We start from the raw sequence: 24632 nt of genomic DNA, 5'->3' as shown, positions 1-24632 counted from the left end.
TGGACAGGTGGAGGCGGGCGATCAGGCGGCGGGCGAGGCGAGAGCCGCGGCGATGCGGGCGGCGAGCCGGGCATTGTTGAGCACCAGCGCGATGTTGGTTTTCAGGCTTGCGCCCTTTGTCAGCTCGAGTATCTCGCCGAGCAGGAACGGGGTGACCGCCTTGCCCTCGATGCCCTTCGCCCTGGCGGTGGCGAGCGCGGATGCGATATGGCGGTTCATCTCGGATGCCGCGATCTCGTCCTCCACCGGCACCGGATTGGCGATCAGCATGCCGCCATGGCCGCCGAGCGCCCGTCGGGTTGCTTCGAAGCGGGCGATGGCCTGCGCCGTGTCGAGCCTGAGCGGCGCCCTGAGCCCGGACTCGCGCGACCAGAAGGCCGGCATCGCGTCCTGACCGAAGGCCACCACCGGCACGCCGCGGGTTTCGAGCGCTTCCAGCGTCTTGGGGATGTCAAGAATGGCCTTGGCGCCAGCGGAAACGACGATCACCGGGGTGCGGCCGAGCTCGTCGAGATCGGCGGAAATGTCGAAGCTGGTTTCCGCGCCCTGGTGGACGCCGCCGATGCCGCCGGTGGCAAAGACCGAGATGCCGGCGAGATGGGCGGCCATCATGGTGGCGGCGACGGTGGTGGCGCCGGTGCGTCCCTCCGACAGCGCATAGGCGAAATCGGCGCGCGAGAGCTTCATCACGTCCTTTGCCTGGGCGAGGGCGGTGATGGCGGCCTCATCGAGGCCCGCATGCAGGCGGCCGTCGATGACGGCGATGGTGGCGGGGACCGCGCCCTCGGCACGGATCGCGGCCTCGACCTCGAGCGCCATGTCGCGGTTGCCCGGCCAGGGCATGCCATGGGTGATGATGGTGGATTCGAGCGCCACGACGGGCCGGCCCTCGGCCAGCGCGGCTGTGACTTCGGGCGTGGTTTGGATGGGGACGGATCCGGTCATGCGGAGGCTCCTGAGTGGGGCAAGGGGAACTGGGCGGGCTTTGGCATGTCTTCAAGCGTCCGCGCAAGCAGGTCTGGCGACAAATCCGGCCGCACCGGGCCGCGCACCGAGGCGGTGAGCCGGGCCAGCGCAATGCCGCGGGTAAGATTGTCTTCGAAGGCGCCGCCCGAGAGCCAGCCGTCGAGATAGCCCGAGGCCAGTGCATCGCCGGCGCCGGTGACATCGCGCACCTGATAGAGCAGCGGCGGCAGCAGCACGGTGGACGCGGGGCCGGAGGGCAGGGCGGCGAAGGCCGCGACCGGGCCGGCGCTGGCGGTGACAAGGCCGCCCGCGAGGCCCTTGCCGGAAAGCACCGTTCGCCAGTCGCCTGGCGATTGCACCTGCGTACCGGTTAGCGCCGCGGCCTCGGCCTGGTTCATGGCGAGGCAGGTGATGCTGGAAAGGCTCTGTTTCCACCGCACCACCTTGGCCGGCGAGACGGCGATGACGGCCAGCGGCAGGCCGAGACCTGACGCGGCCCCGGCCATCGCGGTGAGCGCGCTTTCGGGCAGGTTGGAATCCATCAAGAGCAGATCGGCCTCAGCGAGACGCTTGCGCAGCCGCGAGGTCAGCAGCCGGCGCGCCGGTATGAGATCGTAAAGCGCCATGTCGGCCAGCGCCGTGACCAGGTTGCCGTCCGGCTCGAGGATCGCCGAATAGCTCGGCGTGGCCCGATCGAGGAAGGTCAGCGGGCAATCCTCGATGCCTGCCTCGTCGGCAGCGCGGGCCACCATCTCCGCTGCCGCATCGCCGCCGCGCGGGGCGACGAGGGTGACATTGTGACCGAGCCGGGCCAAGTTGCGCGCCGCGTTGAAGGCGCCGCCGCCGGCCTCGGCTTCCCAGCGTCCGGGATTGGAGGCGCCGGGCCGGTGCGGGGCCGAGAGCCAGCCCTTGCGGTCGACATGGGCGCCGCCGATGGCCAGAATGCGCGCCATCTCAATGCCCCGCCAGAGCGGCGCCGGGCCGAATCGCACAGGGCCGGAAATGGCGGCAGCGGGCCGGCGCGACGCGTGCGGCGGTGCGTGGCCCTGCCGAAAAACAAAAAAAGAACATGGCGGCGTTTTTCATTTTATTTCAGTGCCTTGATGGGGTCTTGCGCAACCGGAACAAATAGAGTACAAATTGCACAAACGAGCACACATTGCTTGCGTTGGCACGATAACCTAAAGGTGGACCGAATGGCACAGAACTCTTTGCGGCTGGTAGAGGAAAAATCCGTGGACAAAAGCAAGGCGCTCGACGCCGCACTTTCCCAGATCGAACGCTCGTTCGGCAAGGGCTCGATCATGAAGCTCGGCGCCAATGAGGGCGTGGTCGAGATCGAAACGGTTCCGACCGGCTCGCTGGGGCTCGACATCGCGCTCGGCATCGGCGGCCTGCCGCGCGGCCGTGTGATCGAGATTTTCGGACCGGAAAGCTCGGGCAAGACCACGCTGGCGCTGCAGACCATCGCGGAAGCCCAGAAGAAGGGCGGCATCTGCGGCTTCATCGACGCCGAGCATGCGCTCGACCCGGTCTATGCCCGCAAGCTTGGCGTCGACCTCGAGAACCTGTTGATTTCGCAGCCCGACAATGGCGAGCAGGCGCTGGAAATCACCGACACGCTGGTCCGCTCCGGCGCCATCGACGTGCTGGTGGTCGATTCGGTGGCGGCACTGACGCCTCGCGCCGAAATCGAGGGCGAGATGGGCGACAGCCTTCCCGGCCTGCAGGCGCGTCTGATGAGCCAGGCGCTCAGGAAGCTCACCGCCTCGATCTCGCGCTCGAACTGCATGGTGATCTTCATCAACCAGATCCGCATGAAGATCGGCGTGATGTTCGGCTCGCCCGAAACCACCACCGGCGGCAATGCGCTGAAATTCTACGCCTCGGTGCGTCTCGACATCCGCCGCATCGGCTCGGTCAAGGACCGCGACGAGGTGGTGGGCAACCAGACGCGGGTCAAGGTGGTCAAGAACAAGATGGCGCCGCCCTTCAAGCAGGTCGAGTTCGACATCATGTATGGCGAGGGCGTGTCGAAGATGGGCGAACTGGTCGATCTCGGCGTCAAGGCCGGCATCGTCGAGAAGTCCGGCGCCTGGTTCTCCTACAACAGTCAGCGGCTGGGGCAGGGGCGCGAGAACGCCAAGCAGTTCCTGCGCGACAATCCGGTGCTGGCCGACGAGATCGAGCTGGCGCTGAGGCAGAATGCAGGGCTGATCGCCGAGAAGTTCCTCGATGAGGATCGCAGCGGCGGCGAGGATGACGACGGCAGCGCGGGCGCAGCCGAAATGTAGGCCTTTCGGCGCACTTATGGCGCTGGTTTCAAGCCGGCCGCCGGTCCTTTTGGGGGCTGGCGGCCGGTTTTCCGTTGACAGGGCGGCGGCTGGCGTCTGGACAGGCATCCGGGCGAGAGATAAAAGCGGCGGTCCGCACGTCGCGATGCGGATCCCGGAACCGGCATTCGATGCGGTTTTGTGGTGGACTGCCTATCAGACAAAGGGTTGATCATGAGTGGCGTGAACGAAATCCGGTCGGCGTTTCTCGACTATTTCAAGAAGAACGGGCATGAAGTGGTGGCCTCGAGCCCGCTGGTGCCGCGCAATGACCCGACACTGATGTTCACCAATGCGGGCATGGTGCAGTTCAAGAATGTCTTTACCGGTCTCGAGCAGCGGCCCTATTCGACGGCGGCGACGTCGCAGAAATGCGTCCGCGCCGGCGGCAAGCACAACGACCTCGACAATGTCGGCTACACCGCGCGTCACCACACCTTCTTCGAGATGCTCGGCAATTTCTCGTTCGGCGATTATTTCAAGGAACGCGCCATCGAGCTTGCCTGGAACCTGTTGACCAAGGACTTCGCCATCAACAAGGACCGGCTGCTGGTCACCGTCTACCACACCGACGACGATGCCTTCGATCTGTGGCGCAAGATCGCCGGAATTCCCGAAAGCCGGATCATCCGGATCCCGACAAATGACAATTTCTGGGCGATGGGCGACACCGGACCGTGCGGTCCCTGCTCGGAGATCTTCTACGATCACGGCGACCATATCTGGGGCGGACCTCCCGGATCGGCCGAAGAGGATGGCGACCGCTTCATCGAGATCTGGAACCTGGTGTTCATGCAGTTCGAGCAGGTCACCACGGAAGAGCGTGTCGACCTGCCCAGACCGTCGATCGACACCGGCATGGGGCTCGAGCGCATCGCGGCTCTGTTGCAGGGCCAGCACGACAATTACGACATCGACCTGTTCCGCCGGCTGATTTCCGCCTCGGAAGATGCGACCGGTGTGCCCGCCGAGGGCAAGCACCGGGCCAGCCACCGGGTGATCGCCGACCATCTGCGCTCCGCCTCGTTCCTGATTGCCGACGGCGTGCTGCCGTCGAACGAGGGCCGTGGCTATGTGCTCCGCCGCATCATGCGGCGCGCCATGCGCCACGCGCAGTTGCTCGGCGCGCGCGATCCGCTGATGTACCGGCTGTTGCCGACACTTGTGGCAGAAATGGGCCGCGCCTATCCGGAACTGCAGCGCGCCGAGGCGCTGATCTCGGAAACGCTGAAGCTCGAGGAAACCCGCTTCCGCAAGACGCTGGAGCGTGGCCTCAGCCTGCTCGATGAAGCCAGTGCCGAGCTTGGCGAAGGCGACCGTCTCGATGGCGAGACCGCCTTCAAGCTCTATGACACCTACGGCTTCCCGCTCGACCTGACCCAGGATGCACTGCGTCAGCGCGGCGTTGATGTCGACACCGATGCTTTCAATGTGGCGATGGAGCGGCAGAAGGCCGAGGCGCGCAAGCACTGGTCGGGCTCGGGCGACGCGGCGACCGAGACGATCTGGTACGAGATCAAGGACAAGGCCGGCGCCACCGATTTCCTCGGCTACGACACCGAGGCGGCCGAAGGCGTGATCCTGGCGCTGGTGCGCGACGGCAAGCAGGTGGATGCCGCCCAGGCCGGAGAGCTGGTCGACGTGGTGGTCAACCAGACGCCGTTTTACGGCGAATCGGGCGGCCAGATGGGCGACCAGGGCACGATTTCGGGCGAAGGCTATCAGCTCGAGGTGAGTGACACGCAGAAGCGCGGCGAAGGCGTCTTCGTGCACCGCGCCAAGGTGGTATCCGGCAAGGTGACGCGCGGCGCGGTGGCGCAGCTGACGGTTGATCATGCCCGGCGCGCGAAGATCCGCGCCAATCACTCGGCCACGCATCTGCTGCACGAGGCGCTGAGAGAAGTGCTCGGCACCCATGTGGCGCAGAAGGGCTCGCTGGTCGCGCCCGAGCGTCTCAGGTTCGACGTCTCGCACCCGAAGCCGATGACCGCCGAGGAGCTGGCCGAGGTCGAGACCATGGCCAACGAGATCATCCTGCAGAACAGCCCGGTGACGACCCGGCTGATGGCGGTCGACGACGCCATCGCCGAGGGCGCGATGGCGCTGTTCGGCGAGAAATACGGCGACGAGGTGCGGGTGGTGTCGATGGGCACGGCCACGCACGGGGTCAAGGCCAACCGGCCTTACTCGGTCGAGCTCTGCGGCGGCACCCATGTGGCGGCCACCGGCGAGATCGGCCTGGTACGGGTGTTGTCCGACAGCGCGGTGAGCGCCGGGGTGCGCCGCATCGAGGCGCTGACCGGGGAGGCCGCGCGCCAGCACCTGAGCGAGCAGGACGAGAAGCTCAAGCAGGCCGCGGCACTGCTCAAGGTGCAGCCCGGCGATGTCGCCTCGCGGATCGAGGCGCTGATGGACGAGCGCAAGAAGCTCGAGCGCGAGCTTACCGAAGCGCGCAAGAAGCTGGCGCTGGGCGGCGGCGGTGCGGCGGGCGGCGACGAAAGCCGCGACATCGGCGGGGTGAAATATCTCGGCAAGGTGGTCACCGGCGTGGCGCCGAAGGATCTCAAGGGCCTGGTGGATGCCGCCAAGGCCTCGCTCGGCTCGGGCGTTGCGGCCTTCGTGGCGGTCAGCGAGGACGGCAAGGCCAGCGTCGTGGTCGGCGTCACCGAGGACCTGACATCGCGGTTGTCGGCGGTCGAGCTGGTGCGCGCGGCGTCCGAGGCCATCGGCGGCAAGGGCGGCGGCGGCCGGCCCGACATGGCCCAGGCCGGCGGCCCGGACGGCGTCAATGCCAACGCCGCCATTGATGCGGTTGCCGCTGCGCTGGGCTGACTGCTTTGTGTTGATGCCTCATTGCAACGGCCGGGATCCGGCCGTTGCTCAGGATGTGGCGCGGAGCTTATCAAGCCAGGGCTGCATCCAGTTCTCCTGGCTCGAGTCAATGTGACGCTTGAGCTGAATGCCCGCTTCGGCGTTGCGGATGGCCTCGCTCGGCCGGATGCCGAAATATTGCTGGAAGGCGCGGGAAAAGGCGTCTTCGCTGGAAAAACCGGTGGAGTAGGCGAGCCTCGCCACGGAACCGCGCCCCGTGCCGACGGAGGCGAGCTTGAGCTTGGCCAGCAGCAGGCGCCGCTCGCGAATGTAATTCGCAATCCCGCCGATCGGCTCGAATAGACGGTAAAGCACCGAACGCGACATCGCGAACTGGCGCAGGACCATTTCGGTGGACAGATCCGGATTGGTCAGGTTCCGCTCGATGAAGACCTGAATGGCTTGCAGACTATTGTCCATCAGCGTGCCGTTTTCCGCCGCGATTGCCGCCGACAGTGCGCTCGAGACCAGAACCGAGGCGACTTCGGCCGCCAGGTTTCCATCCGGGCCGGCCAGTCTGGGCGCGATTTTCGCCATCGATTGCATGTGCTCGCCCAAGAGGATCCCCAGCGGCGTGGACCCGTCAAGGCGCGCGCCGTGCAACGCGTCGATCGTTCGCGGCATCAGCCGGATCATCGAGCGGGGCAGAATCAGGCTGATGATGTCCATATCGGTGGTCTGGCTGCGCATCGGCCGGCTAAGGTCAAAGCAGATGATGTCGCCCGTGACGCCCTTGCCGATGCCGCCATCGGCGTCATAGGCACATTCGCCCTTGACATAGAGCTGGATCAGCAGGTGATCGACGCCGGTTGCGGCCACCAGTTCACGGGAGCGATGGAAGTGCTGCGCGGTGGCCGACGAGGCGCCGATGAGGAAGTGCCCGAGATTGTAGCTTGCGAGATCGGCGCTGAAATCGTCGAGGTTGCCGCTGGCAGGTGCTGCCTCAAACAGGCTCGCGACCCCGGTGCGCCAATGCTCATAGTTTGCCTTCCGGTCAAGCTCGGAGGATAGAAGGATCTGATGTTCGATGTCTGCAGTGGTCAAGGCAAATGCTCGCAACACGGTTTCCGGCCCGCTCGCCTGAGGGATCGTTACGCTGTTGTTCTCACTGAAAGGTTATCAGCGGCCCGTGTCATCCCGAATTCGACCGGCAGTGCCGGCCCTGATCGCAGCCGACGCCCCCGGGCGATCTTCCGCACGACATCAAGCCCTGATCCGCGTGACCGGAAATATGGCCGGCATTGCCTCCTGTCAACGACAGAATCGACGGGCAGGCGAGCAGCGATCGCGGCCGGTCATACTCAAAGCCCGCGGCATGAAATGCCGCGGGCTGACCTTGCCTTGCAGGACGTGTGGTTGTTACCACCGCATTGTGAGAGATCCGGACAAACGATGCTGCCGTGCGCCCTTGCGGATGTCGATGTCATAGCCGGTGGCGAAGGACAGACCCTCGCCCTTGCCGGCCTGGAGCTTGACGCTTCCGACGAGCGCATCACGGCCGATCTCTGGTCCATGGGTGGTGAATCCGGTGCCGAGAACTGTCGCGGACGCATAATCGGAAACCGGCAGCAGGTCGCGGCGATAGCCGACCGTTCCCACCGGCGTCACCTGGTAGCCGTTGTCGAGATCGAACCTGTGCGAGACCGTGACTGCCGCCGTGACGTGCCCCTGCCGGAAGGTCTTGCCTGATGTGGTCAGCGGCAGGAAGTCGCCGGTTTCCCTGGTTCCGTCAAAGCCGAATGCGCGGTAACCAAAGGTGAGCGAGGGGATGGCCCTGGTCTCGCCGAGAGCGATGGTCTTCTGGACCGTGGCCTCGGCAAATCCGCCGAAGCCATTGTCCTTGCCCTTCAGCGTCGACGCAGCGCCCGCCCCGAAGCTGATGCGGCGCGACACATCCAGCTGGCCGTAGGTCAGGCCGGCGCGGCCGGACAGTTGGACGGCGCCATACTCGATCTGGCCATGGGCCGCGGCCTGATAGGTGCCGAGATCGGCCTTGCCGTTGGTGCCGGCTGAAATGCCGGTGCCCTCGTAGCGGAACACGCCGCCGACCCATCCTGTATTGAGGGGAACATCCATGCCGAATGTGGCGCTTGCGCTTTCGGATCTGTAGCCGGTGGTGTTGGTGAACCACGCGTCTCCCTGGGACCAGAGGCGTGTGGCGTCGCCTTCCGGCGCGCCGGCGATCGACAGGTCCGTCTGGTGCTGCCAGAGCTGATCGGCGAACCGTCCGACCGAAAGAACGGCGGACTGGCCGCTGTCCACGTAGATCTGGCCGGTCGCCTGCTCCAGGCCGAGCCCGAGGTTTTTCGCGTCGCCGAGATAGAGGCTCGAGAAAAGTGCCGAGAGATCGGAAGTCGGACGGACGCCCGCTGCGGGCCGTGCGGCATCGATTGCGCTGCCGACCGCCTTTGCCGCTGCGCTTTGCGCCACGCCGAAGGCCCCAAGATTGGCGTAGCTGAGCGGCGTCGTTGCCAGCGTCAGGCTGCTGGCGCCATAGACAACGTCAAAGCGCGTGTTGGCGGCGAGTCCGGCCGCCGGCTGCAGCAGGCTGGCAAACGAGCCGACGACCTGGCCGTTGACCACTTCGAGGAACTTGAAGCCGTTGCCGAGCGACGGCGTGAAGGTGTTGTTGGCCGAACCGGATATGCCGCGCAGGGTGGGTGCCAGAATGCCGCCGACGGTGGCGGTTCGACCGGTCCCCTCGACCGAAATCCGGTCGAAGCCGCCGGCACCGACCTGTGCTGCGGTTCCATCGACTTCGATATCGGTTTGGCTGCCGGCGGCGAGCGTCAGGTTGCCGTTGATCGTCAGCAGGCCGGGTGACTGGCCCGGCGAAAGGGTGCCGTTCGATGTGACGTTGGCCGTAATCTTGCCATTACCGGACATGGTGCCGCCCTTGGCGACAGTGACAAAAGCGCCAGTCAGGTTGCCGTCGACGCGCAACTCGCCCTGTTCGACGGCCACGCCCTGATCGAAGCTGGCATTGCCAAGCAGCACCAGGGTGCCTTCGCCCTGCTTGCCGAGCGAACCGGAACTGTCGACCTGTTTGGTCCAGACGGTCTTGTCGCCCTTTGCCGCACCGGCGCCGGCGACGAACTTTCCCTTGTCGGCGGGGTCGAGCCCGGCGGGTCCCGACTGCAGCGCCAGGTCAAGCCGAAGGAAGCCGCGGCCATAGACCGAGTCGGTGCCGGCGGCACCCAGATCCTCGGCAGTTTCGAAAAGGATGTTGGTAATCTGGGCCGGGGTGTAGGTCGGGAAGGCCTCGATGAGAACCGCAAGAGCGCCCGCGACATGCGGTGCGGCCATCGAGGTACCCTGAAGCGCCTTGTATTCGCCGCCTGTATAGGTCGAATAGATCGGCCGTTCGACGCTGTCATCATACGTGCCGCCGGGAGCGGCGATGCACCATTCGGCGGCGACGCCGCAGGTGTTGGAATAGTCGGCGATGACCTTCTTGGAATCCGTTGCCACGACGACGATGATACGGCCGCGCTTGATGCCATCGGCGGCTTCGGCCGCGGCCAGCGACGCATCGGTCATGTCGCTGAAGTCGGCGGTGTCGGAGCCTGAGTAGATCCGCTCGCCCGCCGAGTTGGTCTTGAAGGCGTTGGACGGGTTGATGAACGGGAAAAGCCCGATTCCCGAGGGGTTTTCACCATAGATCGGCGCCTTGGCGCGTTCGTTGCCGGCTGCAATCGTCAATATCTGTCCGGCCATGAGCGAAGCGCGCACGGCGGTCGCCTCCTCTGCCAGATCGCCGGTCGCCCAGGTTTTCTCACCGGCAGCCGGATCCGGTCCGAACGAGCCGTTGATGACGCGTACATCCTTCTGGGTTGCCAGATAGGTGATGGCCGCAGTCGTGCCGATGCCCATCTGGTTGGCCTGAGTGCACTGATCCTCGTCGGTGAGATAGATTGCGCTGCCACAATATGCGAGCGCTGCCGCGTTGTAGGTCGTGCCGTTGATGACGAAGTTGTTGCTCTCGTCCACGAATTGGGATGGCTGCACGGACGCAAGCCCCTGAATGGCAAGGATGGTGGCGCCGGGCGCTACCCCTTGCATGCCATTGCCATCCCTGGCCGCAGCGATGATCCCGGCAACATGGGTTCCGTGACCACTGCCGTCCGTGGATGCATTGGACGGCCGGTTGAAACCGGCGGCCACATCGCCAGCCGCAACCGCGAGGTTCGGGTCATACCAGTGATACAGGGAAGCCGAACGCTCATCGACCCGGCCGGTAAATTCCGAATGCGGAGTGCCGCTGGCAAGCATGTCCAGTCCCGTATCGACGACGCCGACGACGACCCCTTTGCCGGTCAGGTTGCGGATGACGGCCTCCTGCGCGCCGATCGCGCCAAGGCCCCAGTTGCGCTGGAACTCCGTCATGGTGCTCAGGTCGACCGCGTTATCTGCTCCTGGCGGCAAGGCGGTCGCCGCACGCAGGCTGTTCTCCGAGGCGGCGGCGCCAAGACCCATTCTTCTGGCGTGGCTGAGCGCCAGGTCCGTCGCGAGCCGGATTTCCCGTGAAAGCCCGGGTGCGAGGGCAATCGCCTGGCTCACCACCGCGTCTGCCCGGAATGGTGTGATCCGGGTGTTCTCGTAGACCGAGGCAATCAGCGAGGACTGACCGTAGGACACAGCCAGTTTCAGCGCCTCGGTCAGTTCAACCGAAACCGATTGCGCCGGGGCGGTGGAAGGTACGGCGGTTTCCACGCTCGCCGCAGCGTCGCCGCCGGCGGGCAGTCTGTTCGCCGCCATCAGCGGGCTTGCGACCAGAGAGGTCGAGGCAAGAAGTGCCGTCAGCAGACAGACAGAGCCCAGGCTGCTGTTCCGGCCGCGCCGACAAACCGCGTTGGTTGCAGTAAAGTCCATGAAAATTCTCCGCATTGTCGCAATGTAGCGAGTTCAATTCAGGTCAAATTGCCGGCTGCGGGATATCTGTTTGCTATCAATGCAATACACCACGCCTGTTCCGTCGCCTCTCGAACCGGAAACAGCAAGTTCCATCAGGCTTGAAACGAGTTCATGCCTTTTGTGTTCGCTGATTTGTCGCAAGGTGTGGAATGGATCGGATGTAACCAGATACGCATTACGGCACATGCCTTGGACGAGTTTATAGGCGAACGAAGAGGCCCGGCATATATCGCTCAACGCCGAGTTCGTCCCGCAATGACCGCATTTTGTTCCAGCCTTGCTCAGCCAGCGGCCGGCTACGGATTTCTCGCGCGGATCGGGCTGTTATCGATGGCGCGGCAGCGATCTTGCCGGCAGTCTGGCCACTGCAACTCAGCAAGATTTGTGCGGTCGGGATGTGCTGTTAATCTGTCGACCGACGGAGGGACAGGTATCGTGAACAATGCGGGCATCAGGAACTATCGCGAACGGCTCGAGCGGGTGCAAAGGCATATTCGCGCCAATCTCGACCGGCCGCTCAATCTCGACGAGCTTGCCGACATCGCCTGCATGTCCCGCTTCCACTGGCACCGCACCTATCGCGGCATGACCGGGGAAACCGTGTGGCAGACGGTCAGACGGCTGAGGCTGCATCGTGCAGCATCGGAACTGGTCAACGGCACATTGCCGATCGAAGAGATCGCGGCCCGGTCGGGTTACACCAATCCGCGCGCCTTCTCCCAGGCCTTCAAGTCGGATTTCGGTCTGCCACCGCTTCGCTATCGCGCCGAGGGCGGCCACCGGCGCTATGACAATCCTGACTGGCAGGAGATCGAAGAGATGTATGACGTGCGGATAGAAGAGCATGATCCTGTAACAATCACGGGCCTGATTCATACCGGCCCCTACATCGATGTCGGCGCCGCGTTCGAGCGGTTCGGCTCGCACCTGGCGGTGACGGGCGGCTGGGAGAAGTCGGCTGGCATGGCGGCGGTCTATTTCTCCGATCCCGACATCACGCCGCCCGAGGAGCTCAAGTCGCTGGCCGGCATGGCGCTGAAACCGGGGGCGGTGCCGCCGGACGGGGTGGAAACCTGCTTGCTGCCGGCGGGGCGCTATGCGGTGCTGACCCACAAGGGCCCTTATGCGGAGCTGGGAAAGGCCTATCAGTGGCTGTTCGGACCGTGGCTGGCGCAGAGCGGCGAGAGCGCCGGTCCGGCGCCGGTGGTCGAGCGCTATCTCAACACGCCGCTCGATGCCGGGCCGACTGAATTGCTGACTGAAATCCACATGCAGCTTGGCTGAAGCGCAGCGCACGGAGAGGCTGAAATGGACAAGATTGATTTCAAGAAAACCGACAAGGCTTTCTATACGGCGAAGACCGACCGGTGGGAGCCGGTCGATGTGCCGGAATGGCAGTTCCTGAAGGTCGAGGGGCAGGGCGATCCGCAGACTTCGCCCGCCTACAGCGCCGCCGTGTCGGCGCTCTACAGCCTGTCCTACGGGCTGAAGTTCCGGTCGAAATCAGTTTACGGCCGCGATTACGTGGTGGGCCCGCTGGAAGGGTTGTGGTGGGCCGACGACATGGAGGCCTACCGCTCCGGCGACCGGGCGGCGTGGAAGTGGCGGATGATGATACGGCAGCCGGACTGGATCACTCAAGCCGATCTGGAGGCGGTTCGGCTGGCTGTGCTTGGTAAGCTCAAGGGGCAGGCGGAGGCCGGGACGAACGCCGAGACGCTGCAAGCGGTCGCGCTCACGGCCTACCGGGAAGGCAGCTCGCTGCAGCGGCTCTATTTCGGCCCCTATGTCGACGAGGCACCGCTGCTGATCGACCTGCATGACCGGTTCATGCCGGAGCATGGCTACGAGCCAACCGGGCTGCACCACGAGATCTATCTCAACGATCCGCGCAAGGTGGCGCCGGAAAAGATCAAGACGCTGTTGCGCCAGCCGGTGCGGTCTTCAGCCTGAGTTTTTGAGAGTTTGCGTTCTTCGCCGGGCTCTCAGTGTTGACCTTCCGATTTCCGGCCCGAACGGGCCTGTGCGACATCTACCGCCAGCTTCAGCCGCCAGCCAAGCAAGGCTGCCAGCGCCAGCATGGCCAGCGCCATCGACAGGTTGCCGAGGATGCCGGACAAAGTCTCGATGTTGGAGCCGAAGGCGTAGCCGAGCGTGATGTAGATCGACACCCACAGGCCTTCGCCCAGAACGCCCCAGAGGGTGAAGCGCGGCCAGGAGAGCCCGGTGATGCCGCTGGCGATGTTGATGGCCGGGCCGAGCGGGGTGAACAGCCAGCGGCTGAGGAACACGCCGCTTGCGCCCCATCTTTTCAGCTTCGGTTCGGCGGCGCGGGCCTTCCTGGCCAGTCCGCCGAGAAATCCGGGGCGTCCTTCGGCGGACAGGACGACGAAGCGGCCGGCGAGAAAGCCCGTCTGATCGCCAAGGGTGGCGCCGGCAATCGCCCAGAAGAAGGCGGTTGCCACGTCCGCGTCGCCATTGGCGGCAAGTGCTCCCAGCGTCAGCAGGGCCAGCGAGGTGGGAATCGGCACGCCGAACTGGCCGATCGCCAGAAGCAGCGCGGCTGCGGGAATGCCATAGCTGGTGAGGAACTCCAGCAGGTATGCGGTCATGGCTGCCGGGAGGACTGCGAGGATGCGCTTGGCGCCGTTCCTGGAGGCGACAGAGCGGGGGCGGGAAGAGTGCCCCCGGGCTGTCCGCGGGCGGCGCGGTCCGCCCTGATCGCCTGGAGGATCCCGGTGGTCATTTCATCGAGCGGCTTGCCGTCCTCGCGGGCGATTCTCACCAGCGGGCGGCGGTCCGGGCCGGTCTCAGGCAGGCCGACAGCGTCGCGTACGATCTTCGGATCGACCCGGTAGGAACGGGCGATGTAGCGTACGGTCATCCAGCCTTCGATCGGCTCGTCCCGGTGCTGCTGCCAGTAGACAAAAAAAACGCCGGCGCGGATGATGAACACCAGCGCCAGCGTCAATGTCAGTGCAAAGGCAATCGTGAGCCACCGGTTGTGCCGCCACAGCCGCTTGAGCGTGGCGACGGCTCCGGCGGCCATCGCTCAGCCCATGGCCTTCTGCAGGTTCTCGTCGATCTTGTCGAGGAAACCGGTGGTCGACAGCCAGGGCTGGTCGGGACCGATGAGCAGCGCCAGATCCTTGGTCATGAAACCGGATTCGACGGTCTGGATGCAGACCTTTTCCAGCGTTTCGGCGAAGGTGGCGAGCTCGGCATTGTCGTCGAGCTTGGCGCGGTGCGCCAGGCCACGGGTCCAGGCGAAGATCGAGGCGATCGAGTTGGTTGAGGTTTCCTCGCCCTTCTGGTGCTGGCGGTAGTGGCGGGTCACGGTGCCGTGCGCGGCTTCGGCTTCCACGGTCTTGCCATCGGGTGTCATCAGCACAGAGGTCATCAGGCCGAGCGAGCCGAAGCCCTGGGCGACGATGTCGGACTGGACGTCGCCGTCATAGTTCTTGCAGGCCCAGACATAGCCGCCGGACCATTTCAGCGCCGAGGCGACCATGTCGTCGATCAGGCGGTGTTCGTACCAGATCTTGGCTTCGTCGTACTGAGCCTTGAATTCGGCGTCGAAGACTTCCTGGAACAGGTCCTTGAAGCGGCCGTCATAGGCCTTGAGGATGGTGTTCTTGGTCGACAGGTAGCAGGGCACGCCGCGCATCAGCGCGTAGTTCAATGAGGCGCGGGCAAAGTCACGGATCGAATCATCGAGGTTGTACATGGCCATGGCAACGCCCGAGGACGGCGCGTCGAAGACGTCGTGCTCGATGGTTTCGCCATCCTCGCCGACGAACTTGATCGACAGCTTGCCCTTGCCGGGGAAACGGAAATCGGTGGCGCGGTACTGGTCGCCGAAGGCGTGACGGCCGACGATGATCGGCTTGGTCCAGCCGGGAACCAGGCGCGGTACGTTCTTCATGATGATCGGCTCGCGGAAGATGACGCCGCCGAGGATGTTGCGGATGGTGCCGTTGGGCGAACGCCACATCTTCTTGAGGCCAAATTCCTCGACGCGGGCCTCATCGGGGGTGATGGTGGCGCACTTGATGCCGACGCCGTGCTTCTTGATGGCGTTGGCGGCGTCGATGGTGACCTGGTCGTTGGTCTCGTCGCGATACTCGACCGAGAGGTCGTAATAGTCGATCGGCAGGTCGAGGTAGGGCAGGATCAGCTTTTCCTTGATGAACTGCCAGATGATCCGTGTCATCTCATCGCCGTCGAGATCGACGACGGGGTTTGCAACCTTGATCTTTGCCATGCTTGTTTGACCTTCCGAGGGGGTTATCAGGGGGAGGCCGAAAGCCACCCGTTCAGTTGGCGCTTCTCATAACAAAAGCCGCGCGCGCGCACAACATGCCGGGCGCCCCCTGCGGCCCGATTGCGGCGAAGGTGTGAGGCGCAGCCACCAGCCCGCCAAGGCCGCCGGTTTTGCTCGACTGTCAGGCGACTTCTTTCCGTTTGACTTGCGGGGAAAGCTGTCCGCATGGGTGTGCGCCACGGCCCCCATCGTTCCGGCGCGCCATCATCCTCCGGTTCGGCGGCCGCGGCGGGACCGGAGCGGGCGGGGCATTGACAACGTGTAGTTACACGGTATCGTGCCCGCGATGGACCCTGACTTCTCCGATTGCCTGTTGCTCAACACGGTCATGGCGGCGCGCGCCATGACCCGCCGCTACGATGCCCGCTTGCAGCGCTTTGGCGTCTCGGTGGTGCAGTTTTCTGTGCTCATGGTGTTGCTGCAGGAACGGGACGAACCGGTGAGCCACATGGCCAGGCGGATTGCCATGGACCGCACCACGCTGATCCGCAATCTCGAACTGCTGATCCGCAAGGGTTTGGTGGCAACGGCGCCGGCGGCCAAGGGCAATGGCCGCGCGTTCAGGCTGACGCCGGCCGGTCATGAACTGGCGGACGAGTTGGTGCCGCATTGGCGGGAGGCGCAGGTCGAGGTGCGCGGGCTGCTCAGTCCGGCGCAATCCGAGCATCTGCTCTCAGCCCTGCGGGCGTTGACGGCGGGTTGAGGCACGATCCAGGACTTTTTTTGATCACAATAGTGTAAATACACCAGTGTAATAGCAACGAAAGGCATGAGCATGCACAAGGATCCGATCGTGGTCACCGGAATGGGCGTCGTCAGCCCGCTGGGCGTGGGAGTGGAGACCAACTGGTCAAGGCTGCTCGCCGGACGCAGCGGCGTGGTTCACAATGACCGTTTCGACACCAGCGACTACGGCTGTACCATCGCCGGCCTGGTTCCGCCAAAGAGCGTCGACCCGGACGGGTTTGATGCGCGCGACTGGATTGACGGTAAGGACGTCAAGAAGATGGACTGGTTCATCCAGTATGGCCTCGCCGCGGCGACGCAGGCGCTGGCGCAATCCGGCTGGAGACCCGAAACCGAGGCGGATCGGGATGCGACCGCCACCATTATCGGCACCGGCGTCGGTGGCTCGCCGTTGATGGCGCAGACGGCGCAGACGATCGCTGAAAGGGGACCGAGGCGGCTGTCGCCTTTCACTGTTCCGGCATTCCTGCCCAATCTGGCATCCGGCTGGATCTCGATCAGCCACGGCTTCACCGGCCCGATCGGCGCGCCCGTGACGGCATGCGCCGCCTCGGCACAGGCTATCGGCGACGGCATGCGACTGATCCACACCGGCGAAGCCGACGTTGTCGTCTGCGGCGGCGCCGAAGGCTCGGTCGATCCGATCTCGATCGGCGGGTTTGCCGCCGCGCGGGCGCTGTGCACGGCCTATAATGACGATCCGGCGCGCGCCTCGCGGCCGTTCGACCAGTCGCGTGCCGGGTTCGTGCTTTCGGAAGGGGCGGCGGTGCTGGTCATCGAGCGGCTCAGCCATGCGATGGCGCGCGGCGCCAAACCGCTGGCGATCCTGTCGGGATACGGCACGTCCGCCGATGCCTATCATCTCACGGCCGGTCATCCGGAAGGCCATGGCGCCCAAAAGGCGATGCGCGGTGCGCTGAAGATGGCGGGGCTGACGCCGGACGATATCGATTATGTCAATGCCCATTCGACCTCGACCGGCGTCGGCGATGCCGCGGAAATCGCCGCCATCGGCCATGTTTTCGCTGGCAGGGGGCAGGACCTGTCGGTCTCGGCGACAAAGTCCTCCACCGGGCATCTGCTCGGCGCGGCCGGCGCCATCGAGGCGGTGTTTTCGGTCCTGGCGCTGCGTGACGGCATGATGCCGGCGACGATCAATCTCGACCACCCCGACGAGGCTGCCGCCCGGTTTGACCTGGTGCCGAACACGCCGCGCCGGAAACAGTTGCGGAATGTGCTGTCGAACGCCTTCGGGTTTGGCGGCGTCAACGCCTCGCTGGTGTTCAGCGGGATCTAGCCGTGGCGAGCCTTGATTGTGCGCGGGCGCGGCATTAGTGCTGTCGGCCTGACAGAAACGGGGCACGCCTTGGCTGATTTGACCTATCCGATCGAGACGGCGCGATTGCGGTTGCGCCCGTTCACGCCCGCGGATGTGGATGCCGTGCATGGCTATCACAGCCTGGAAGCGGTGGCGCGCTACCAGTACTGGGAGCCGCGTTCGCGCGACGAGGTGGTCGAGGAAGTCAGCAAGTGGGCTGACGGAGGCTGGGACCGGCAGGCGCCCGATGCCGACGCCATCGTTTTCGCCGTCACCCTGAAGCAGAGCGGGATCCTGATCGGCGACATGGTGCTGTTGTTCCGTGACAGGGAGGCGCGGCAGGGCGAGATCGGTTTCACCTTCCATCCCTCGCATGGCGGCAAGGGCTACGCTACCGAGGCGGCGCGCGCGGTGTTGGCAATCGGTTTCGGCCACTTCAATCTGCACCGGATCTTCGGGCGTTGCGACGCGCGCAACAGGGCTTCGTGGCGGCTGATGGAACGCCTGGGCATGCGGCGCGAAGCGCATTTTCGCGAGCATGCGCTGTTCAAGGGCGTCTGGGACGAAGAATTCCACTACGCCATGCTGGCAAGGGAATGGAACGAAATGGACAAGGGCGGTTTCTGAATGGCCGGGACGGATCGAAATCGCGAACTGATCACCGGCGGGCCGGCGATCATCCTGGTCGAACCGCAACTGGGCGAGAATATCGGCATGGTGGCGCGCGCCATGGCCAATTTCGGGCTGTCGAACCTTAGGATCGTCAATCCGCGCGACGGCTGGCCGAACGAGAAGGCGGTGAGCGCGGCCGCGCGCGCCGACCACGTGATCGAGGGGGCGATCGTCTATGACACGCTGGAAGCCGCACTCGCGGATCTGAGTTTCGTCTACGCCACCACGGCGCGGCCGCGCGACGGGCACAAGCCGGTGCGCGGGCCGGTGGAGGCGGGCGAAGTGCTGCGCGGGCGGGAGAACGGCGGCGAGAAGACCGGGATCCTGTTCGGGCGCGAACGCATCGGCCTGCGCAACTGGGAAGTCGGCCTTGCCGACGAGATCGTCACATTTCCGGTCAACCCGGCCTATGCCTCATTGAACATCGCCCAGGCCGTGCTCTTGATGTCCTATGAATGGATGAAATCGGGGCTTTCGAGCCCGCACCAGACGGCGTTCGACAAGGCCGAGGTGGAGCCGGCGCCGAAGGCCGATCTGTTCGGCCTTTTCGCCCAGATCGAGGAAGGGCTCGAGGCGCGCGGCTATTTCCGCTCCGAGACCAAGAAGATGAAGGCGGTCGACAACTTGCGCGCCGTGCTGACCCGGCCGGGGTTCTCCAGCGATGAAATCGCCGTGCTGCGCGGTCTTTTCGCCTCATTTGACAGGTTCAGTCGCCCCGGACAAAGAACGCCCGGCGCGGGCGACGAAACTTTCGACAAGGGGCAGGGGGACGACGAATGAGCGAGCGGCCGGTTCTGGTCTTCGACAGCGGCATCGGGGGCTTAAGCGTGCTGCGCGAGGCGCGGGTGATCATGCCGGGCCGACGCTTTGTCTATGTCGCCGACGATGCCGGCTTTCCCTATGGCCGCTGGGAAGAGGGCGCGCTCAGCGACCGGATCGTCGGGCTGTTTGCCGGCCTGATCGAACGCCACGACCCCGCGCTGGTGATCATTGCCTGCAACACCGCCTCGACCATCGTCATGCCGGCGCTACGGGCGGCCTATCTCGGCGTGCCGTTCGTCGGCACGGTGCCGGCGATCAAGCCTGCGGCCGAACGGACCCGCTCGGGCCTGGTCTCGGTGCTGGCGACGCCGGGCACGGTGAAGCGGCAATACACCCGCGACCTGATCCGCGACTATGCCGACAAGGTGCATGTGCGGCTGGTGGGATCGGAAAATCTCGCCGAACTTGCCGAGACCTACATGCGAAAGGGCTTTGTCGACGAGGCGGCGGTGAAGGCCGAGATCGAACCGTGCTTCGTTACGAAGGACGGACGCAAGACCGATATCGTGGTGCTGGCCTGCACGCATTTTCCGTTCCTGGTCAACCGCATGCGCAAGCTCGCGCCCTGGCCGGTGGACTGGATCGACCCGGCGGAAGCGATCGCGCGCCGGGCGCTGGCGATCGTGGAGACGCTGCCGGGCGGCCACGCGCTGCCGGACGCGCGTGACACGGTGGAATTCACCTCGGGCAATCCCGACTACAGCGCGCTGAGATTGATGCACGGCTTCGGGCTGACGGCGGGGTAGGTAAGCTAGTTAATCAATCATTTTCTCGGGCGCTTGATCCTCGAACTCAATACCGGGCCACAAATTCAATCTTCGAAAAACCGATCAATGACTGAATCATCAAAAGTCCGATAATAAACTACTGACATTAACCCAAATCCATCGTCGTATCTGTTCTCGACGGTCTTAACATTCGATTGGTCTTTGGTTTGGAGTGGAACGGAAATCTGCTCCTTCCATGTTGATGAAGTAATAGACGATGAACTATCAGCCATAATTTCACCCTTTCGATATAAGCAATATAGGATATTTCCGAAGGATTTACAAACCCACAATATTATCTGTAAAAATCTTGACAGCTTTACAAGCCGACCAATATGTGAAGAGCAATGGGACGGGCTTTCCTGCGCTCGCTGGCGGGCAGCGTCGGCATCATCAGGTTTCGGACCCTGAAGAAGCTGCCATGACTTGGTACTTGTCTAAGGCATAGGCCATAGAATCAGCAAATGAGTACAAAAGCTGTGCGTCCCAGCGTTCAACAAATGCGTCTGTGGCCTCGCTATCTACAGATAGAAATCCAATTATTTTCTGTTCTCCGTCGGGTGTCCCTGAGTTGGATGCTCGTATAACGCACGTCATGAATGATCGATAGGGGCGTGGGTCTCGATTGTATACACTGGAAAACCAGCCAGTTGGTGGTCGAACATCTTTTTCTTTCTCCATGTACGCGGTAAAGCTTGTAGAGTTGGGAGCATTTGCAACGCTTGGGCAGTAAATATGCCATTTTTCCTTGTCTGGAGAGATGAGTTGTTTGTACTTTTCATTCTCAGATAGAGGGTCAACAAGGGCTTTCCGTCTTTTTTTATCAAAATTCTTCAGTATTTCGTCTTCAGATTTATTTCTAGCGATTGTTACTACGTATTCTGTTTCTTCTATAGCTGAAATAATTTTTATTGATGATCTGCACTTAGTTCCTGTAATCGTATGGAATACGAGGGCGATGCCATCAAGTATGTCAACAATTTTCGATCTTTGTTGATTTATTGTTAATTCGAGATCGCTTTTACTTTTAATGTGTTTGTTTTGTATGTAGTTTAAGTCTCTAATGTTGTGATTTATTACATGAAGACTGTTTGCTATGTTTGCATATTTTTCTTTTCTGCTTGTTTGGTATTCTCTAAATACGAAGAAAATGACTATCGAGCATATGAGTAATCCTAGATATATTGCTGCTAAGGTGCTAACGGCTACATGGTCCTCTAAGAGCTTTTGAATTGGGTCAAATGTGGCGAAGTAGGTGGCCATACCTCCAATTATGCCGAAAAACAAAAAAATCGCGTTCTTTGCACGCCTCAATATATCGAACATAACTCCCCCGTTTGGCTGAAAAAGTGATGCAGCCCGCCATTCTCGTGATTTTTTTTAGCCATCAGTATCAATACTTATCTTGGTGGTAAAGAGGAGTCGTGGGCGAGATGCTATTTGGGTATTAGGATTTGAGCATGTCTATTTCTCCTCCAGTGGGGCCGAAGCAAGCTAAGCAAAGTTGAATATTGAGGAGTAGCGATAGATTTTGGGCACGTGAGGAATCTCATACGCAGTTGTTCGGTGTTGTTGTGCTGCATGTTGGCCTTTAATTGCGTGTACGAAATCCTGTGTATTTCCGAGATCACCGGCAGCAGGGCCGGGAAATTCTGCTAGGGAATGCGGTGGCCGAGTGTTGGCCGAATCGCTGAATTGCCGCGTCGCGTTTACGGAGTAAAGCCAAGGTGCAGGTCGGAATTGACATGGGAAGCTTGACGGGCGGACAGCCGGCCAGGCTCGACATCGAAGAGCTGCTGGCGACCCGTCTCCTGGTGCAGGGCAATTCCGGCTCGGGCAAGTCGCACCTGCTCAGGCGCCTGCTCGAGCAGTCGGCGCAATGGGTGCAGCAGGTGATCATCGATCCCGAGGGCGATTTCGTCACCCTGTCGGAGAGATACGGCCACCTGGTGGTCGAGGGCGAGCGCAGCGAGGGCGAGCTTGCCGGTATCGCCAGCCGGATCAGGCGGCACCGGGTGTCGTGCGTGCTCTCGCTGGAAGGGCTCGATGTCGAGCAGCAGATGCGCGCGGCGGCGGTGTTTCTCAACGCCATGTTCGATGCCGATCACGAGTACTGGTACCCGGTGCTGGTGGTGGTGGACGAGGCGCAGCTGTTCGCGCCCGCCGTTGGCGGCGACGTGTCCGAAGACGCGCGCAAGATGTCGCTCGGCGCGATGACCAACCTGATGTGCCGCGGCAGAAAACGTGGTCTCGCCGGCGTGATCGCCACCCAGCGGCTGGCGAAACTGGCCAAGAACGTGGCGGCTGAAGCCTCGAACTTCCTGATGGGCCGGACCTTCCTCGACATCGACATGGCGCGCGCCGCCGATCTGCTCGGCATGGACCGGCGGCAGGCGGAGATGTTCCGCGATCTGCAGCGCGGCAATTTCGTCGGTCTCGGACCGGCCTTGTCGCGGCGTCCGCTGCCGATCGCCATCGGCGCGGTGGAAACGCAGGCGCGGTCATCGAGCCCGAAGCTGATGCCGATGCCCGAAACCGTGGAAGACGTCGAAGACCTGATCTTCACCCCCGATCCGGAAGAGCTGACCCGGCCGCTCACGCGCCGGGCGCGTCCGGCGCCTCGGCCGACCACCGATATCCTGGCGGAACTGTCGCGCGCCACGCCGCTCTCCGATCAGCCGATCGCGCGGTCGGGCGGGGAGGCGGCCGGTTCCGGCGGCCTGTCGGCGGAAGAGCGCGAGGAGCGGGTGGCGGCGGTGCTTGGCGAAATCCTCGCCGATCCGGAATCGGGCTACCGGACGGATTCGGCGCTGTACCAGGATTTCCTGGTGCGGCTGAGAATGCGCCGGGTGTCAGGGTCGCCGATGTCGCTCGGCGAATTCCGCCGCCGCGTCGCCATCGCCCGCTCGGGCGTCGATGCGGAAACCGCCGCAGGCGAGGCCTGGGCCACGGCGCTCCGGCTCTCGGCGCAGGTGTCGGAAGACCTGCAGGGCGTGTTCCTGATGCTGGCGGTGGCCGCGATCCGGGCCGAGCCGTGTCCGTCAGACGCCCGCATCGCAAGGGCTTACGGCACCCATTCGGCGCGCCGCGCCCGCAGGCTGCTCGGCTATTTCGAGGAGCAGGACCTGATCATCGTGCATGCTGATCATGCGGGAAAACGGATCGTCGGCATTCCCGAACTCCAGGCCGAAACCGCGCCCGGAGCGGCGGATGCGCCGGACGAGGATGCAGGCGGGGCGGAAGCGGCGGAGTGAGGGGTAACCGTCTCGCGGTCTGAACTTAGCGTTCTCTCGCTTAACCTCAGGAATATCCGTCGAACCCGAGTTCTCGCTGAACGTCATTAAGCGATGTGTATTTAAGATCGCCAGTACTTTCTTAAAATTTGGCATCGTGCATGGTGATAGAGAATCTGTTGCACAAATTGTTATAATGTCTTTGTGATCGACAAAACGAAGCAATTGGCGGGGAATTGATGGGATATCTGATTAGGGATTGCCAAAGGTGTGGAAAATCACATGTTCAAATGCAGATCAAGGGGTTTGCGACACAAGATGACCTGAATTACGAGATGTTTATGGTTTGTAATGCTTGCGGTCGCGGCAGCATTTATCAAGGTCAGCCAAAAGGAAATTTTGCAGATGATCGGGACCTAGAAACCGGCCGTTCTATTAGGGACTCTCCAGTGCAAATCTATCCCGAAATCCCTAAGCTTAGCGATGATATTCCGGCAAGAACACGCGATCTTTTTAGGCAGGCCGCCACTTGCCTGCGTTATGGTCTTAGTGAACCTGCAGGTGCTATGTTTCGCAAAACGATCGATGTGGGTACGAAAGAATTCTATTCAAATAATGAACGACTGAAAGATAAACAGCCGGCGAATGCTTTAAGGAGCCGGTTGAAGGCGTTAGGTGACATGAAGGTATTGGATGAAGATATTGTGGAGCTTGCAGATATTGCTGCGCTTGATGGCAATGACGCAACTCATGATGAAGATCCCTACACTACCAAAGAAGCAGAGGCTCTCGAAGAACTGACCATTGATCTCCTGGATCGACTTTTTGTCCGTCCCGCTACGATTGCAAGAGTGCGGGCAAAACAAATTGCGTCTGGCCTTCGGAAAGCTGATACTGCTGGCGAGAGTGATGGGGTTTGAGTCATTTTTGAACAGCCCAAAAAAATCCTATGCAACTCAATAAAAGATTCGGGCTAGTCTCAAAGGCCGCTGCAGTATTCATCCCCCGCGCCTAATCCGCTGCCCATTCCTGCCAGACCATTACAAGTTCGACGATCGTCTCGACCGACTTTTCCATGTCCTGGCGGCTCACCCATTCGAGCGGCGAGTGGCAGAAATGGCCGCCGTGTAGATGTTGGGGCAGGGCGGGCCCATGAAGGACAGGCGCGAGCCGTCGGTGTCGCCGCAGCGAGTAGGCCTCAGCTCCTGCCGATCCTGTCGAGCGTTTGAGGGTCGGCTTCGCCCGAATAAAACTTGTCCAGAATCCGGGTGAAGATGTTTTCTCCCTCGCTTGCCCGGGCAAACAGCGTCATCGACGAGCGCAGCTTGTCGACGTCGGGATAGCCGAAAATCTCTTCGGCGCTTCGATCCTCGATCGTTTCGAGGATTTCGCAGCATTCTTTAAGCCTAGGTCCCAGCAGTTCGTGGTCGAGATAGGCGCGGGCCTCCTCGAGCGAGGTGATGGCGTAGCACTCGGCCAGCGGGCTGGAGCCGAGACCCTGGATCTGCGGAAAAACGAACCACATCCAGTGGCTTCGCTTTTCGCCATGGCGCAACTCGGCAAGGACGCGGCTGTAGACCGGGTCCTGGGCCTTGACAAAGCGTCGAAGGTTGAACTCATCAGTCATCGACTTTTCTCCTCAGTTGCGTTTCATCGCTGACGGAT

At 62.7% G+C, this 24632-nt stretch carries 20 protein-coding genes and 1 pseudogene; 11 read left to right on the top strand and 10 right to left on the bottom strand.

Annotation, left to right across the window (positions count from 1 at the left end):
- Window positions 1–21 precede the first annotated feature (21 nt).
- The gene (locus tag O4H62_RS07465) at window positions 22–945 is read right to left on the bottom strand and encodes a pseudouridine-5'-phosphate glycosidase (protein ID WP_269386695.1); all 924 of its coding nucleotides are present in this window, start codon (window positions 943–945) and stop codon (window positions 22–24) included.
- A complete protein-coding gene (locus O4H62_RS07460; protein ID WP_269386694.1) occupies window positions 942–1919 on the bottom strand; it encodes a carbohydrate kinase family protein in 978 nt (325 codons plus the stop codon). The genes O4H62_RS07465 and O4H62_RS07460 overlap by 4 nt, the downstream gene beginning before the upstream one ends.
- Window positions 1920–2162: 243 nt before the next feature.
- Here O4H62_RS07460 and recA point away from each other — a divergent pair, with 243 nt between their 5' ends.
- Window positions 2163–3260: a recombinase RecA gene (recA, locus tag O4H62_RS07455; RefSeq protein WP_269386693.1), complete on the top strand. Its 1098-nt coding sequence runs from the start codon at window positions 2163–2165 to the stop codon at window positions 3258–3260.
- Window positions 3261–3473: 213 nt separating this feature from the next.
- Complete coding sequence (gene alaS, locus O4H62_RS07450) at window positions 3474–6131, top strand: alanine--tRNA ligase (protein WP_269386692.1); 2658 nt, start codon at window positions 3474–3476, stop codon at window positions 6129–6131.
- Between the two features lie 48 nt (window positions 6132–6179).
- Here the strand turns inward: alaS and O4H62_RS07445 are convergent, their stop codons facing one another.
- Together O4H62_RS07445 and O4H62_RS07440 are read right to left on the bottom strand one after the other, a co-directional pair.
- The gene (locus O4H62_RS07445) at window positions 6180–7214 is read right to left on the bottom strand and encodes a helix-turn-helix domain-containing protein (protein ID WP_269386691.1); all 1035 of its coding nucleotides are present in this window, start codon (window positions 7212–7214) and stop codon (window positions 6180–6182) included.
- Between the two features lie 315 nt (window positions 7215–7529).
- Window positions 7530–11042, bottom strand: coding sequence for a S8 family serine peptidase (locus O4H62_RS07440; RefSeq protein WP_269386690.1), 3513 nt, complete (start codon window positions 11040–11042; stop codon window positions 7530–7532).
- A 477-nt stretch (window positions 11043–11519) separates the two neighbouring features.
- Here O4H62_RS07440 and O4H62_RS07435 point away from each other — a divergent pair, with 477 nt between their 5' ends.
- On the top strand, window positions 11520–12368 hold the full coding sequence (locus O4H62_RS07435; RefSeq protein ID WP_269386688.1) for an AraC family transcriptional regulator: 849 nt from the start codon (window positions 11520–11522) through the stop codon (window positions 12366–12368).
- A gap of 24 nt (window positions 12369–12392) precedes the next feature.
- Window positions 12393–13037: a GyrI-like domain-containing protein gene (locus O4H62_RS07430; RefSeq protein ID WP_269386686.1), complete on the top strand. Its 645-nt coding sequence runs from the start codon at window positions 12393–12395 to the stop codon at window positions 13035–13037.
- A 32-nt stretch (window positions 13038–13069) separates the two neighbouring features.
- On the opposite strand, the gene O4H62_RS07425 is transcribed toward O4H62_RS07430, so the two are convergent.
- From O4H62_RS07425 to O4H62_RS07415, 3 genes are read right to left on the bottom strand one after another with little or no spacing between them, the layout of a single operon-like run.
- Window positions 13070–13696 (bottom strand): DedA family protein, encoded by a 627-nt coding sequence (locus tag O4H62_RS07425; protein WP_269386684.1) that lies wholly within the window; start codon window positions 13694–13696, stop codon window positions 13070–13072.
- On the bottom strand, window positions 13693–14133 hold the full coding sequence (locus tag O4H62_RS07420; protein ID WP_269386683.1) for a hypothetical protein: 441 nt from the start codon (window positions 14131–14133) through the stop codon (window positions 13693–13695). Before O4H62_RS07420 ends, O4H62_RS07425 begins: the two co-directional genes overlap by 4 nt.
- 3 nt (window positions 14134–14136) lie before the next feature.
- Window positions 14137–15348, bottom strand: a complete 1212-nt coding sequence (locus O4H62_RS07415) for an NADP-dependent isocitrate dehydrogenase (protein WP_269386681.1) — start codon at window positions 15346–15348, stop codon at window positions 14137–14139.
- Window positions 15349–15694: 346 nt separating this feature from the next.
- On the opposite strand from O4H62_RS07415, the gene O4H62_RS07410 reads away from it, so the two are divergent.
- The 5 genes from O4H62_RS07410 to murI all read left to right on the top strand — a co-directional run bounded on the left by O4H62_RS07410 (window position 15695) and on the right by murI (window position 19713).
- Window positions 15695–16111, top strand: coding sequence for a MarR family winged helix-turn-helix transcriptional regulator (locus tag O4H62_RS07410; protein ID WP_269386679.1), 417 nt, complete (start codon window positions 15695–15697; stop codon window positions 16109–16111).
- 66 nt (window positions 16112–16177) lie between these two features.
- Window positions 16178–17452, top strand: coding sequence for a beta-ketoacyl-ACP synthase II (gene fabF, locus O4H62_RS07405; RefSeq protein ID WP_269386677.1), 1275 nt, complete (start codon window positions 16178–16180; stop codon window positions 17450–17452).
- A gap of 69 nt (window positions 17453–17521) precedes the next feature.
- Window positions 17522–18100 (top strand): GNAT family N-acetyltransferase, encoded by a 579-nt coding sequence (locus O4H62_RS07400; protein WP_269386675.1) that lies wholly within the window; start codon window positions 17522–17524, stop codon window positions 18098–18100.
- Window positions 18101–18925, top strand: coding sequence for an RNA methyltransferase (locus O4H62_RS07395; RefSeq protein WP_269386673.1), 825 nt, complete (start codon window positions 18101–18103; stop codon window positions 18923–18925).
- Window positions 18922–19713: a glutamate racemase gene (gene murI, locus O4H62_RS07390; protein WP_269386671.1), complete on the top strand. Its 792-nt coding sequence runs from the start codon at window positions 18922–18924 to the stop codon at window positions 19711–19713. The genes O4H62_RS07395 and murI overlap by 4 nt, the downstream gene beginning before the upstream one ends.
- A gap of 414 nt (window positions 19714–20127) precedes the next feature.
- Here murI and O4H62_RS07385 read toward each other — a convergent pair whose 3' ends face one another.
- Entirely contained in the window at window positions 20128–21060 is a 933-nt protein-coding gene (locus tag O4H62_RS07385; protein WP_269386670.1) for a hypothetical protein, read from the bottom strand.
- Window positions 21061–21461: 401 nt separating this feature from the next.
- On the opposite strand from O4H62_RS07385, the gene O4H62_RS07380 reads away from it, so the two are divergent.
- Together O4H62_RS07380 and O4H62_RS07375 are read left to right on the top strand one after the other, a co-directional pair.
- The gene (locus O4H62_RS07380) at window positions 21462–22988 is read left to right on the top strand and encodes an ATP-binding protein (RefSeq protein ID WP_269386668.1); all 1527 of its coding nucleotides are present in this window, start codon (window positions 21462–21464) and stop codon (window positions 22986–22988) included.
- Between the two features lie 269 nt (window positions 22989–23257).
- Window positions 23258–23887 carry a DUF4145 domain-containing protein gene (locus O4H62_RS07375; protein WP_269386666.1) on the top strand — a complete coding sequence of 210 codons (630 nt, stop codon included), beginning with the start codon at window positions 23258–23260 and terminating at the stop codon, window positions 23885–23887.
- 91 nt (window positions 23888–23978) lie between these two features.
- On the opposite strand, the pseudogene O4H62_RS07370 reads toward O4H62_RS07375, so the two are convergent.
- Together O4H62_RS07370 and O4H62_RS07365 are read right to left on the bottom strand one after the other, a co-directional pair.
- Window positions 23979–24151, bottom strand: a pseudogene (locus O4H62_RS07370) (peptidase T); the annotation flags it as partial.
- Between the two features lie 14 nt (window positions 24152–24165).
- A complete protein-coding gene (locus tag O4H62_RS07365) occupies window positions 24166–24594 on the bottom strand; it encodes a DUF1810 domain-containing protein (RefSeq protein ID WP_269386665.1) in 429 nt (142 codons plus the stop codon).
- Window positions 24595–24632 lie beyond the last annotated feature (38 nt).

Source organism: Parahoeflea alexandrii (assembly GCF_027214025.1).
Lineage (GTDB): Bacteria > Pseudomonadota > Alphaproteobacteria > Rhizobiales > Rhizobiaceae > Hoeflea > Hoeflea alexandrii_A.
Note: the sequence above shows the minus strand (reverse complement) of the source record. Positions and strands in the feature narration are given on the sequence as shown.